Raw genomic sequence first — 13222 nt, 5'->3', positions numbered from 1 at the left:
ACATTTGTGTTCCGGCCTCAAGGTGGAAAAACGAGGTGGTCCTATCTGATTACCCGAACCGATACGCTGCAGGTGGAGGTAGAGCAGCCAACGGGCGGCCGATCTGTGCTAGCGGTACATTGGCTGAATGAGTGCACTTACCAAGTACGGCTAGTGAGTTCTACTATCCCTTATCCAGATTCGATTCAACAGCTTCGCAAGACGACGCCGTTAACTACACATATTCTGCAGACCACAGATCGTTACTATGTCTTCCGTTCGCAGCGCGCACCGAGTGATCCAGTATTCAGCGATACGCTTTGGGTACAACCCTAACAAAGCGTAACAGTAGGAAATAATCTTGGAGGCGTTGCAGCCCAGCTGCCCTCTGTTATGAGCAGGGCCATGCGGTCTTGCGTGAAAGCAAATAGGATTCAGAAAGCCTCTGCTCTAGCGGGTTCTGTCCATTAACATAAGCTTTACTTCTCGGACAGGCCTTGTGGAAATAGGTTTGCTAATTAAACGTCACAGAGGTGGCTGGTGTAGCAAGCGCGTTCCTGCATAGCTATCGTAGGGCAACTCTTCGTTCAGCCATGCGGGCAGCACCTGGCTCTCTAGCAGGAGTTGTACCACGGTATGTCGGTGAAGGCCACAGGTCATTTTGTGGTACAGAGCCAGTAGGGGCGCCGCGCACTCAGGTGTTTTATTCGCTTGGTAGATTTCTGTGTAGCTGCAGGCCAAGGCCTCGATCGTATGCTCCTGGTGGAAACGAGAGACCAACGTTGTCAGCAGCGCGGCGTCCCCTTCCTGGTAATTGCTGATCAGCAAGTCGGTGTACACACTGGGCCGGGTCGTACCCAACAACCGTTGCAAGGCAAATTCTCTGATTGCAGGCCCCTTCAGGTGTCTTAATGCATAGGTAGCAAACTCCGTGAGCCGGTTTTTGCTGCTGGGTTTCTGCTGCGCTAGCGCTAGGATGGGCTCGTAGGATAGCGGAAAGGGAAAAAGGGTAAACACGTACAGCAGGTTCTCTCGCACGGCGTTGTTTTTCTCCCGCACGAACCGCTCAGCTAACTGGCGCAATTCATTAGGCTCTAAACCGCGTTTCTGCAAGGCGAAGCGCCTATAGCCCGCACGGGGTGCGCACAGGATCTCTTCTAAGGTGGCTAGCTGCGTGCGTGGCCGTTGCAGGGTCGCATGGTGCGCCAGGGTTGCCTCAATATTTTGCACATAGCGGCGCACATCCTCGTCCTGCTCGGCCAGCTGGTGCAGTTCCTGCCAGACATTGATGGCCGGGTGCTGCTGCTGAAAAGATCGGATAAGGTCATCATCCTGCCAGCCAGCTGGATTCTTGGCCAAGGCTTGGCCGAACGTGCGGGCAATATATTTTAGCCCTTCCCAGCCATCCAGTTCCATAATTTCGTCCGCACCCACCCAATCAGAACCATGGATGGGGTTACGCAAAAACCGGCGGTACATGGCCCTGCGGGCGCCTTGGTCGCCGTCTTGCGCGAAGCGCAACGCTAGCTCATATAACTGGGTTAGGGTCCACGTATCTTCTCGTTCCTGCGCTAATGCGTTCAGCACAGCCCGCCGAATCCGCTTTTGCTGGGATGATAGGCGGTAGAGTTGATAGAGATAGTGAGCCCGGCTGGGCTCCGCTTGCCCATCATAAGCGTAATTCTTCAGCGCTGCGTCAATGATATCGGCGGAGAAATCAATTTCAGGATTTGCCTCCGCAATCAGGTCGGCACGGCCCGTTCCCCGTCGGACAGAATGGATAAAAGACTTTTTGAGCGTTCTTATAATGGTCATCGGCGCCTAGTGGCAGTAAAGTATGGCTAAGCAATCACGTACTATTTTTTTCGCTTCCTGAGAAGAGTCCTTCTATCCTTAGTCCCACGCTACTTTCTCAACTCTTCAAATACTTCTCCATTCTGAACAAATAATCGGGCCTTTGAATAGAGGCCTTTGCTGTCCTTCACGAATTCAATCTGCGCATTCCCGTCCAAGACAAAAAGGTTATTAGCTATATGTGCCAGCTCAGTTTTATTACCCGAGAAACTACATAAAAGTTTGTTTCCCTCCCGGTAGATGACCAGGGGACCATATGTCCCGGCGAATTGGTCAAATTGATCTAAAGGGAGTGTACCAAGGTTCCCATTCACATGGACGGCGTTGATCAAATACGTCAGCTTTTGTTTGTCCTTATCTGTTTTGGCGGTTGCCTGACGCTCTCTGAATATAAGCTCTTGGGCTTTTATAAGGGCTTTTGAAGCTTCCACTTCAACGTTCGGTTGTACTCCCGTTCCTTCCCAGTCAGTATTGGTAATAGGATTTAGGGAGCGGGCAAAGGGGATATGCACGACAAAGCCCTGACCAACTGAAAAAGGCATGGTTGGATGCGCGCCTCCCCCGGTAACTTCTCCTACGATGGTGGCGCGCTTCGCCTGCTGCATGGCATAGCTAAAGTCTTCCGCAGCGGAAAAGGTCTTTTTACTGGTCAGAATATAGAGGGGCATGGAAAGCGTTAAACCATCCGTCTTCGCCGGGTCGGCATAATAAAACGTAGTGTCCGGGGTACCACTAGAGTAAGAACCGAAAACAACGCTAAGCAAATTCGTCCGGGCCAACACTAGCCTACCTGAATTTTGCGCCGGCGGAGTGTCTCGCGAAACGGCCGTTTTAGCGGCCCACCCGCCGCGGCCGATTCGCGCCCCGAAAAGCCCCCAAAGATTGTCTCATTTGCTGTTCTCACCAATCAACGACTCGCTATCTTCGCCCACATTGACTTCTTGAGAATAATGGCGATGATTTTCGGCTATGCCCGCGTGAGTACCTCCGATCAGCACCTGCACCTGCAGACTGATGCCTTGCAGGCCTATGGCTGCGTGGAGGTGGCCCAGGAAAAAGTGTCGTCCGTGAAAGAGCGCCCAGCCCTGCAGCACCTGCTGACCCGGCTGCGGCCCGGTGATACACTCGTGGTCTGGAAACTCGACCGGCTGGGCCGCTCGCTCAAAGACTTGGTCACCTTAGTGACCGGGTTTCAAGAGCAGGGGGTGCACTTCGTCAGCCTGCAGGACCATCTGGACACGACCACGGCCCAGGGCCGGCTCATGTTTAATATGTTTGCCTCGCTGGCCGAGTTTGAGCGCGACATCATCCGTGAACGCACCAAAGCGGGCCTGACAGCAGCCCGGGCCCGGGGACGACAGGGCGGGCGGCCCAAGGGACTGTCCAATGAAGCGCTCTCCAAAGCCCAGGCGGCCAAAACGCTCTACCTGCAGCAGGACAAGACGGTGGCGGAAATCGGCCAATTGCTGGGGGTAGGCCGGGCCACTATCTACCGCTACCTGGCTTACCTGGGCGTGGCAACCGGCGGAAAAGCGCAGCAAACGGCGTAGTTGCCGCATTGCCGGGTGCCTGCTCGTGGCGGCTGCCGTCAGAAAGTCTTCAGAATTGCCGGCTACCTTTCCGCTGTTCCTAACCCTGCTCTCCCGTGAAGCTGCTGATTGTAGAAGACGAGCCCGCTCTGCGTACCTCCTTGATGGAGTATCTGCGCCAGGACGGCTATGTAGTGGAGGCTGCGGCCAACTACGAGCAGGCCCACGAGAAAATCAAGCTCTACCAGTACGACTGCGTGCTGCTGGATTTGACGCTGCCCGACGGCAACGGGCTGGACGTGGTACGCACGCTCAAAGCCGACCGCTCCCCGGCCGGCGTACTCATTATCTCGGCCCGGGGCGCGCTCGATGATAAGGTACTGGGCCTGGAGTTGGGGGCTGATGATTACCTGGCCAAGCCGTTTCACCTCTCGGAGCTGAGTGCCCGGCTGAAGGCTATTATCCGGCGGCGGCAGTTTCAGGGGCAGCGCCACCTGCTGTTTCAGGAGCTAACCGTGTTTCCCGACCAAGCCCAGGTGCTGGTCAATAGCGAGCCGGTCATTCTCACGCGCAAGGAATTTGACTTGCTGCTGTATCTGCTCACCCATCCCGGCCGCGTGCTGACCAAAGAGTCCATTGCCGAGCACGTCTGGGGCGACGCAGCCGATGCGGCCGACTCCTTCGACTTTCTCTACACCCACCTGAAGAACCTGCGGCGTAAGCTGCAGGAGAAAGGAGCCGGGGACTACATCCGCTCCGTGTACGGGGTGGGCTATAAGTTCAGCGCGGAATGAAGCTGCTGGCCGCCACCAACCGCTACTACCTGCTGCTGGCCACCGTACTCTTCACCGTGGGCAGCGTACTGCTGTACTATGGCGTGCGCTGGACACTGCAAAGCGAGGTAGAAGAGCGCCTGTTTCAGCAGCGCGACTACCTGCGCGCGCAGGTGCAGCGCACCGGCCGCCTGCCCGGCACCCCGTTCGAGGGCCGCATGCAGCTCAGCGTAAAGCCCCAGCCGGAAGGCCTGCGCGACACCCTGCTGCTGGAACCCCTGGAAAACGAGCTGGAGCCCTACCGTCAGCTCACGTTCCGGATGCAGCTCAATGGGCAAACCCAGTGGGTGTCGCTGAGCAAAGCCCTGCTGGAAACCTACGAAGTGCAGCGCCTGATTTTGTTGCTGCTGGTGGGTGTGCTGGGCACGCTGCTGCTGGGCGTGGTGCTGCTCAACCGCTGGCTGACCCACCGCCTCTGGGCCCCGTTTGAGCAGACCCTGCACCAGCTGCAGGGCTATGATATACGTCAGCACCAGGTCCTGCAGCTGCCCGTCACCCGCATCGAGGAGTTTGCCCAACTCAACCATACGATCACCCAGCTGAGCAAGCGGGTCGCGGCCGACTACGCCACGCTTAAGGAGTTCACCGAAAACGCGGCCCACGAAACCCGCACTCCGCTGGCCATCATGCAGGCTAAGCTGGAACAGCTGCTGCAGCTGCCCGATCTGCCCGCGCCGGCCGGCCCCTTGGTGGGCGACCTGTACGCAGCCGTGCAGCGGCTGGCCCGCCTGCACCAGGGCCTGACGCTGCTCAGCAAAATCGAGAACCAGCAGTTTGCCGCCGCCCAGCCGCTGCCGCTGGCCGGGCTGCTGCGCGAAAAACTAGGCCAGCTGGAAGAATTCGTGCAGCAGAAAGACCTGCAGCTGGACGTGCAAATCAGCGCCGAGCCGGTACTGCTGATGCACCCGGCCCTGGTGGATTCGTTGCTCAGCAACCTGCTGCACAACGCCATCCGCCACAACCAGCCGGGCGGGCTGCTGCGGGTGCAATTAAGCGCCACCGAGCTGATGATCACCAATGCCGGCCCGGCCCTGGCGGCGCAGCAGGAGCCCGCCCAGTTTTTCGAGCGGTTCCGCAAGCAGAACGCCGCGTCCGAGTCGCCCGGTCTGGGTTTGTCCATCGTGCAGAGCATCACAGCCTTCTATGGCTTTACCGTGACGTATGCGTACGCCCCGGACCCGCCGCGGCATACGCTGCGCGTCCGGTTTGGGCCGGCGGCTAGCCGGCCCTGACAACTACAGAATGTGCACAGAATTGGCCCTTACGTTTGGGGCCTACCTGCTGCTGCCTTCTGTATGTTTCGCTCTGTGCTGCTCCCCTGGCTGTGCTGTCTGCTGCCCCTGTTCCCCTTACGGGCTCAGACAGCCCCGGCTGCTCTGAAAATACCCGCTTCCGGTGACTCCACGGCCCACCGGGCGCTCTGGCAGCGGCCGGTAAGCCGGGCGGTGCTGGTGCCCACGCTGCTGCTCACGGCCGGCGCCCTGACCACCCACCGGGTGGAGCTGCTGGAATCAGACGAGGAGCTGCGGGAGGAAATCCGCGAGCACATGGGCCGGCCCACGACCACGCTCGACAACCAGCTGCGCTACCTGCCGGGGGCAGTAACGCTCGGCCTGGGTTTGGCCGGGGTGCCGGGCCGCCACAAACCAGTGGACCAGCTGCTGCTGGCGGCGCTGGCCTTCACCCTCAACGACGCGGCGACCAGCAACCTGAAGAAGCTCACGCAGGTGCAGCGCCCCGACAGGTCCGATTTCCATTCCTTTCCCAGCCAGCACACCAGCCTGGCCTTTGCCTCGGCCACGTTCCTGCACAAGGAATACGGCGGGCGCAGCATCTGGTACAGCCTCGGAGGCTACGGCGTGGCCGCCACTACAGGGGGCATCCGCATGGCCAAGGATGCGCACTGGCTCTCGGACGTGCTGGCCGGAGCCGGCGTGGGCATTCTCTCCACCGAAGCGGCCTACTGGCTGTATCCGCGCGTTATGAAGCCGATGCGCCGGGTGCTGGGCAGCCGGGCGCTGGTGGTACCCAGCTACCAGCAGGGCGCCGTGGGGGCCACCGCGGTGGTCAGGCTGTGAGGCCGCTGCTCCTTCTCTTCCTGAATCCGGCCCCATTTCTTCCTGTGGCCCCACTTTCTGCCAGACAGCATATGCGCAAGCGACTTATCCATTACCCGTTGCTGCTCCTGTTGAGCGGCGTAGTAGCTCACCCTCTTTCTGCGCAGGTAGTGCCCCCGCAGAAGATACTCCCGGATACCACGCACAAGTTTGAGAACCCCAATGCCGTAGCGGCAAGCAGCAAGAAGCCCTGGTACGCCGGCAAGCTGGTGAAAGCCACCATCGTGCCGGCCGTGCTCATTGGCTATGGGGCTTACACCTTCAACGGGGGTGGCTTTTACACCAACCAGCAGGCCAACCGCGACATTCACCGGGTATTCCCCACCTTCCGCACCCGCGCCGACGACCTACTCATCTTCGCCCCGTACCTGGAGCTGGGGGCCGTGCTGTTCTCCGGCGTGGAGTCGCGCAACGACCGGCTCAACATCGGGCTGGTAGTGCTGAAAAGCGAGCTGATTATGCTCAGCACCACCTACGCGGTGAAGTTCCTGTCGCGGGAAACCCGGCCGGATGGGTCCGACAACCTGTCGTTTCCCTCGGGCCACACGGCGCAGGCGTTTCTGGCGGCCAGCATCGTGCACACCGAGTTCCGCGACAAGAGCCAGTGGTACGGCGTGGGGGCCTATACCCTGGCCACCAGCGTAGCCGCCTTGCGCATGATTAACAGCAAGCACTGGCAGAGCGACGTGGTGGCCGGGGCCGGCTTTGGCATTCTGTCGGCCCACCTGGGCTACCTCACCCACCGCAACCGTTGGGGACGCAAGCTCACGCTGGTGGGCCTGAACGTGGCCCCGGCCTACTTCGGCGGCGGCACGCCCGGTCTGACGGTAAGCTGGCACCCGACGCACTAGCCGGGCAACACCAGCCGGGTAAGGCAGCTTTTCTTGAGCCGGTAAAACGAGCTGGCGAGCAAATAACGCGAGCTACAGAATTACTTCAGATTCCAGCAGGAGCTTTGTCGGGCTGATGCTCACCGACGAAGCTCCTGCTGGGCTTTTCGCTTTGTTGCTGGCTGCTATCTGACAGCGGGTTCAGTTTGACCTGCTATTGTACCCCTACCCACTTCACTGTGCCGGATACACCCTTCTTTTTTCGTACTACTTTTCTCTCTGGCCGTCTGGCTATTGTCGGGCTGCTGGCGCTGCCTTTGCTGCTGACGGGCTGCGTGAGTACCAAATCGACCTACACCCGCGACCATGTGGCCCGCCGGCTACAGACGCGGGCCGGCTACGAGCTGGGGCCGGGCCGCTCAGCTAACGCCCCCGCCCCCGCTCTGCCCAACCTGCAGGACGGCCTGAGTGAGGAGGAAACCGTGAGCCTGGCGCTCACGCGCAATCCTGCCTTTCAGGCGGACCTGAGTACGCTGGCCCTGGCCCAGGCTGATTTGCAGGACGCCGGTCTGCTGGCCAACCCTGTGCTCACGGGTGTGACAGCTTACGGCACCTCGCCCGTGTTTCTGGCCCTGAACTTCGCCTCCGACCTGCTCTGGCAGCGCCCCGGCCGGGTGGGAGCCGCCCAGCTCGAAACCCAGCGCGTGGCCGAAAGCCTGGTGAGCCGGGGCCTGCTCGTGAGCCGCGACGCGCAGGTAGCCTACACCGACATCACGCTGGCCGAGGAGCGGCTGCGCATTGCCCGTGAGGCAATTGTCATGCGGGCTGAGGTGGCGCGCATCGTGCGGGCCCGCTACCGGGTGGGTGAGGCCAGCGAGCTGGAAACCGTGGCCCCCAGCGCTGACAGCCTACGCGCCGTCGACGACTTCTACCGCGCCCGCCGCGACGCCCAGGTGGCCCGCCTGCGGCTTTTTGCCACCCTCGGGCTGGATTCGGTGACAGCTGATTCCGTCCGCTTTGCCGGGCCGGCTGCTACTACGCCGGCCGTGCCGCCGCTGCGCACGCTGCTGGATTCGGCCTACGCGGCCCGGCCCGATTTGTGGGCGGCGCGCATCGGCATCGAGGGCATCGGCAAGCGGCTGAAGTGGGAACGGAGCCGGGTGTTTTCGTTTGTGCTCTCGCTCAATGCCCGCCTCAACGACCCCAACCCCGTGAGCCTGGCTCCCGGCGCGGCCATCGGCCTGCCTATCTTCAACCGCAACCAGGGCCGCATCTCGCGGGTCAAAGCCGAACTGGAACAGGCCTCCTGGCAGTACCTGGCCCTGCGCCAGACCGTGAACCTGGACGTGCGCGAGGCCTACGCCCAGTACGAGCAGGCCACCCAGAGCGTCGCCCTGTGGGAGCGCAGCTACCTGCCCAGCCTGAGCGACGCGTTACGCCGCTCCACCAACGCCTTTATCAACGGCGACTTTCCCTACGTGCAGGTGGCCGAAACTACCCGCCAGCTGCTCGACGCCCGCCAGCGCGCCGCCGACGCCCGCGCCGACCAGCGCCGCGCCCTGGCCCGGCTGCGCTACGCCGTGGGGGGCCGCTTCTAACTTCTCCGACATCTTCCTGCCATGTACTTTCCCCCGTTCACATCCTCTCTGCTGGTGGCCGCCCGCTGCCTGGCGCTGACCAGCCTGCTCGGCGGCATGGTGGCCTGCGGCAAAGCCGAAAAGCCCAAGGCCGTCAGCCCCGCCGAAGTCGAAAACCCGGTCAAGGAGTCGGACCTGACTACCATAGTTATTACTGCTGACGCGGAAAAGCGGCTGGGCATCAAAACCGTGGCCATCAAAACCGACAACGTGCAGGCCACGCGGGAAGTGGGCGGCGAGATTCAGGCCGTGCCGGGCCAGGCCGTGACCATCGTGGCGCCGGTGCAGGGCACGCTACGCGGCGGGGCCAGCCTCACGGCCGGGCAGCGCGTACGCCAGGGCCAGACGCTGTACAGCCTGGTGCCGCTGCCGCCGGAGCGCGACCTGCTCACCCTCGACCAGGGCACCACCCAGGCCCGCACCCAGCTGCAGGTGGCCCAGGCCCGCTTGCAACGGGCCGAGGAACTGCTGGCCGACCGCGCCGGAAGCGTCCGGGCCCGCGATGATGCCCGCGCCGACGTGGCGTTGGCCCAGCGCGCATTGGCCGACGCCCGCGCCCGGCAGGGGGCCATGAACGGCAATACCAACGGCGGGCAGGCCCTGCCCATCAAAGCGCCGCTGAGCGGGGTGGTGCAGCGCGTGAGCGTCGCGCCCGGCTCGGTGGTGACGGCCAACACGGTGCTGGTGGAGCTGGCCGCCCTCAACAAAGTATGGGTGCGCGTGCCGCTGTTCGTGGGTGATTTGCGCCGGGTAGGCAAGGAACAATCCGTGACCGTACGGCCCCTGAACGGGGGCGCGGCCCGGCAAGCCCGGGCGGTGGAAGCCCCTTTGCTCAGCACTTCCGCCGGTACCGGCACGCCCGGGGCGGGTACGGCCGGCACGGGCACCGCCGACGTGTTCTACGAGCTGGACAACACCAACGAGGCCTTCCGCCCCGGCGAGCGGGTGGCCGTGGACGTGACGCTGGGCAGCGGCAGCTCAGCCACGGGCGGCACCGCCACAACGGCCGCCCTGACCATTCCGGCCGCCGCGCTGCTCTACGACGCGTCGGGCGGACAGTGGGTGTACGTGCGCACCAAACCCCGGCAGTACACCCGGCAGCGGGTGGAGGTGCAGCGGGCAGTGGGCAACCAAATTGTCATCTCCCGGGGCGTGCAGGCCGGCGCGGAAGTCGTGACGGACGGCGCGGCAGAATTATTCGGAACTGAATTTGGCGGCAGCCACTAACGGTGAGATGGTGAAATGGTGAGTTGTCGTTCTTCTTGCGCCATTTGCGCAGAACTGCGCCATCCGAACATCAAACTCACCATCTCACCATTTCACAATTTCACCATATGAAGTGGATCATAGAATCGGCGTTGCGGCTGCGGCTGGTAGTGGTCATCCTGTTTGGGGTGTTGTTGGTGGCGGGCCTGCAGGTGGTGCGCAACACGCCCCTGGACGTATTTCCCGAGTTTGCGCCGCCCTACGTGGAAGTGCAGACCGAAGCGCCTGGCCTGAGCACGGCCGAGGTGGAAGCCCTGGTGAGCGTGCCGCTGGAAAACGCCCTGAACGGCACGCCCGACGTGAAGAAAATCCGGTCCAAGTCGGTGCTGGGCCTCTCGTCGGTGGTGCTGTACTTTCCGCAGGGCATTGACATCAACAATGCCCGGCAGGCGGTGCAGGAGCGGCTGGCGCGGGTGGCGCCCACACTACCCGGCGTGGCCCGCCCCCCGGTGATGCTCTCCCCGCTGTCTTCGACCAGCCGGGTACTCAAGATTGGCGTTTCCTCCGATAGCCTGACGCAGGTGGAGATGACGACGCTGGCCCGCTGGAGCATCCGCCCGCGTCTGATGGCGGTGCCCGGGGTGGCCAACGTGGCCATCTGGGGCCAGCGCGACCGGCAGCTGCAGGTGCTGGTGAACCCCGAGCAGCTCCGCACGCTGGGCCTGACCCTAGCCGAAGTGGAAAAGGCCACGGCCGACGCCACCTCGCTAGCTGGCGGCGGCTTCATCGACTCGCCCAACCAGCGTTTGGCCGTGTCGCAAAGCTCGGCTATTCAGTCGGCCGCCGATTTGGCCCAGATGCCCGTCACGTTTCGCAACGGCGTGAGTCTGAAGCTGGGCGAGGTGGCGCAGGTGGTCGAGGGCTTCCCCGCGCCCATCGGTGACGCCGTGATAAACGATGGACCCGGTCTGCTGCTCATCGTGGAAAAGCAGCCCGGCGCCAATACCCTGGACGTAACCCGCCAGGTGGAAGCGGCCCTGAACGCTATGCGGCCGGGCCTGAAGGGCCTGGAAATCGACTCGACCATCTTCCGGCCCGCGACGTTCATCGAGATGTCGCTGAGTAACCTTAACAAGTCGCTGCTGATTGGCTGCGTGCTGGTGGTGTTGGTGCTGCTGTTCTTCCTGTACGAGTGGCGCACGGCCCTGATCAGCGCGTTGGCGCTGCCCACGTCGCTGATTGCGGCGGCGCTGGCCCTGCGCTACTCCGGCAAAACCATCGACACCATGGTGCTGGCCGGCCTCATCATTGCGCTGGGCGAGGTGGTCGACGACGCCATCATCGATGTGGAAAACATCATGCGCCGACTGCGGCTGAACCACGAGGCCGGCTCGCCCAAAACCGCGTTTGCGGTGGTGTATGAGGCCTCAATGGAAGTGCGCTCGGCCGTGATTTACGGCTCCGTTATCGTGGCGCTGGTCTTGCTGCCCATCTTTTTGCTGCCGGGCTTGTCGGGCGCGTTTTTCCAGCCGCTGGCTTTTGCCTACGTACTGGCCATCCTGGCCTCCCTGTTCGTCGCGCTGACGCTAACGCCCGCGCTGGCCCTGCTACTGCTGCCCAAGGCGGCGGAGAAAAAGTCGAAGGATGCGCCGGTGGTGGCTTGGCTCAAGCGGCACTACGCTCGGGTGCTGCCCAGTTTGCTGGCCCAACCTAAGCGCGTGGCCTGGTCGCTGACCGGCGTGGCAGTGGTGTCGATGCTGCTGGTACCGTTTTTCGGTCAGGAGTTTTTGCCCAACTTCAAGGAGTACGACTTCCTGATGCATTGGGTGGAAAAGCCCGGCACCTCACTGCAGGCCATGTCGCGCATCACGGTGCGCGCCAGCAAGGAGCTGCGCGCCATTCCCGGCGTGCGCAACTTCGGCGCCCACATCGGGCGGGCCGAGGTGGCAGATGAGGTGGTCGGCCCCAACTTCACCGAGCTCTGGATTTCCGTGGACCCCAAGGTGGACTATGAGGCCACGGTGGCCAAAATCCAGACCGTAGTCGACGGCTACCCCGGCCTGTACCGCGACCTGCTGACGTATCTGCGGGAGCGAATCAAGGAGGTGCTCACCGGCACCTCGGCCACCATCGTGGTGCGCATCTTCGGTCCCGACCTCGACCAGCTTTACACCAAAGCTAAAGAAGTAGGCGCCAAGCTCGAAGGCGTAGAGGGCGTGGTCGACCTGAAAGTGCAGCAACAGACGCTGGTGCCCCAGATTCAGGTGAAGATCAAGCCCGAAGCCGCCGCCCGCTTCGGCCTGAACCCCGGTACCGTGCTGCAGGTCATCAGCACGCTGGTGAAGGGCCGTAAGGTGGGTGAAATCTACCAGGAGCAGAAGATTTTCGACGTGGCCGTGTGGGGGCAGCCGGCCGTGCGCTCCGACTTCGGCGCGGTGCGCGAGTTGCTCGTGGGCCTGCCCGGCGGCGGGGCCGTGCCCCTCAAGGAAGTGGCCGACGTGCGCATCGTGCCCACCCCCAACGAAATCACCCGCGAAGCCTCTTCCCGCCGCATCGACGTGACGCTGAACGTGCGCGGCCGCGACTTGGGCAGCGTGGCCCGCGACGTGCAGGCACAGGTCGACGGCGTGGCTTTTAGTGCCGGCTACCACCCCGAAATCTTGGGCGAGTACGCCGAGCGGCAGGCTTCCCAAAACCGCATGGCGCTGCTGGTGTGCCTCTCGCTCATCGGCATCTTCCTGGTGCTCTACACCGACTTCGGCACCGTGCGGCTGGCCACGCTGGGTATTCTGAGCTTGTTTTTTGCCGTGTCGGGATGCCTGCTGGCAGCGTTTCTCACGGGCGGGGTGCTGTCGCTGGGCTCCATCGTGGGCTTTATCACCGTGCTTGGCGTCGCCGCCCGCAACAGTATCATGCTCGTGAGCCACTACCAGCACCTGGAACGCGAGGAGGGCATGCCTTTCGGCAAGGAACTGATTATTCGCGGCTCCCTGGAGCGGGTGTCACCCATCATCATGACGGCCCTGACTTCGGTACTTGCCCTGCTGCCCATCATCCTAGCCGGCAACGAGCCGGGCTCGGAAATCGAGCACCCCATGTCGGTGGTGATTCTGGGCGGCGTCATCACGTCCACGGTGCTGAACCTGCTGGGCATGCCGGCCCTGTACTGGGCCTTCGGGCGGAAGGCAGGTATCCCGTCTGACTCCGCGAACCAGTAGAAAAGCGTGGGCTGAAACC

Annotated in this window: 10 protein-coding genes; 8 read left to right on the top strand and 2 right to left on the bottom strand. The window is 62.5% G+C overall.

Translation table 11 applies throughout. The features are described 5' to 3' along the window. Positions 1-504: 504 nt before the first annotated feature. Together I5L79_RS21515 and I5L79_RS21510 are read right to left on the bottom strand one after the other, a co-directional pair. Positions 505-1794 carry a hypothetical protein gene (locus I5L79_RS21515; RefSeq protein ID WP_196957151.1) on the bottom strand — a complete coding sequence of 430 codons (1290 nt, stop codon included), beginning with the start codon at positions 1792-1794 and terminating at the stop codon, positions 505-507. 89 nt (positions 1795-1883) lie between these two features. Further along, positions 1884-2615, bottom strand: coding sequence for a S41 family peptidase (locus I5L79_RS21510; protein ID WP_317191401.1), 732 nt, complete (start codon positions 2613-2615; stop codon positions 1884-1886). A 168-nt stretch (positions 2616-2783) separates the two neighbouring features. On the opposite strand from I5L79_RS21510, the gene I5L79_RS21505 reads away from it, so the two are divergent. From I5L79_RS21505 to I5L79_RS21470, 8 genes are all read left to right on the top strand, one after another. Then, positions 2784-3383: a recombinase family protein gene (locus tag I5L79_RS21505; protein ID WP_394368820.1), complete on the top strand. Its 600-nt coding sequence runs from the start codon at positions 2784-2786 to the stop codon at positions 3381-3383. A 95-nt stretch (positions 3384-3478) separates the two neighbouring features. After that, positions 3479-4156: a response regulator transcription factor gene (locus I5L79_RS21500; RefSeq protein WP_196957149.1), complete on the top strand. Its 678-nt coding sequence runs from the start codon at positions 3479-3481 to the stop codon at positions 4154-4156. Further along, positions 4153-5427: a sensor histidine kinase gene (locus I5L79_RS21495; protein ID WP_196957148.1), complete on the top strand. Its 1275-nt coding sequence runs from the start codon at positions 4153-4155 to the stop codon at positions 5425-5427. The genes I5L79_RS21500 and I5L79_RS21495 overlap by 4 nt, the downstream gene beginning before the upstream one ends. Positions 5428-5490: 63 nt before the next feature. Next, positions 5491-6273 carry a phosphatase PAP2 family protein gene (locus I5L79_RS21490; RefSeq protein ID WP_196957147.1) on the top strand — a complete coding sequence of 261 codons (783 nt, stop codon included), beginning with the start codon at positions 5491-5493 and terminating at the stop codon, positions 6271-6273. A gap of 71 nt (positions 6274-6344) precedes the next feature. Further along, positions 6345-7163 (top strand): phosphatase PAP2 family protein, encoded by an 819-nt coding sequence (locus I5L79_RS21485; protein ID WP_196957146.1) that lies wholly within the window; start codon positions 6345-6347, stop codon positions 7161-7163. Between the two features lie 218 nt (positions 7164-7381). Further along, positions 7382-8740 (top strand): TolC family protein, encoded by a 1359-nt coding sequence (locus tag I5L79_RS21480; protein WP_196957145.1) that lies wholly within the window; start codon positions 7382-7384, stop codon positions 8738-8740. Positions 8741-8761: 21 nt separating this feature from the next. Then, complete coding sequence (locus I5L79_RS21475) at positions 8762-10006, top strand: efflux RND transporter periplasmic adaptor subunit (protein WP_196957144.1); 1245 nt, start codon at positions 8762-8764, stop codon at positions 10004-10006. A gap of 107 nt (positions 10007-10113) precedes the next feature. After that, positions 10114-13203 (top strand): efflux RND transporter permease subunit, encoded by a 3090-nt coding sequence (locus I5L79_RS21470; RefSeq protein WP_196957143.1) that lies wholly within the window; start codon positions 10114-10116, stop codon positions 13201-13203. Positions 13204-13222 lie beyond the last annotated feature (19 nt).

The organism is Hymenobacter guriensis (assembly GCF_015773195.1).
GTDB lineage: Bacteria > Bacteroidota > Bacteroidia > Cytophagales > Hymenobacteraceae > Hymenobacter > Hymenobacter guriensis.
This window is presented reverse-complemented; position numbering and strand designations above follow the sequence as displayed.

Coding starts and splice junctions, on each gene's coding strand:
- I5L79_RS21495 (WP_196957148.1), top strand. CDS start 4,153: ATGAAGCTGCTGGCCGCCACCAACCGCTACTACCTGCTGCTGGCCACC.
- I5L79_RS21470 (WP_196957143.1), top strand. CDS start 10,114: ATGAAGTGGATCATAGAATCGGCGTTGCGGCTGCGGCTGGTAGTGGTC.
- I5L79_RS21475 (WP_196957144.1), top strand. CDS start 8,762: ATGTACTTTCCCCCGTTCACATCCTCTCTGCTGGTGGCCGCCCGCTGC.
- I5L79_RS21490 (WP_196957147.1), top strand. CDS start 5,491: ATGTTTCGCTCTGTGCTGCTCCCCTGGCTGTGCTGTCTGCTGCCCCTG.
- I5L79_RS21505 (WP_394368820.1), top strand. CDS start 2,784: ATGGCGATGATTTTCGGCTATGCCCGCGTGAGTACCTCCGATCAGCAC.
- I5L79_RS21485 (WP_196957146.1), top strand. CDS start 6,345: ATGCGCAAGCGACTTATCCATTACCCGTTGCTGCTCCTGTTGAGCGGC.
- I5L79_RS21515 (WP_196957151.1), bottom strand. CDS start 1,794: ATGACCATTATAAGAACGCTCAAAAAGTCTTTTATCCATTCTGTCCGA.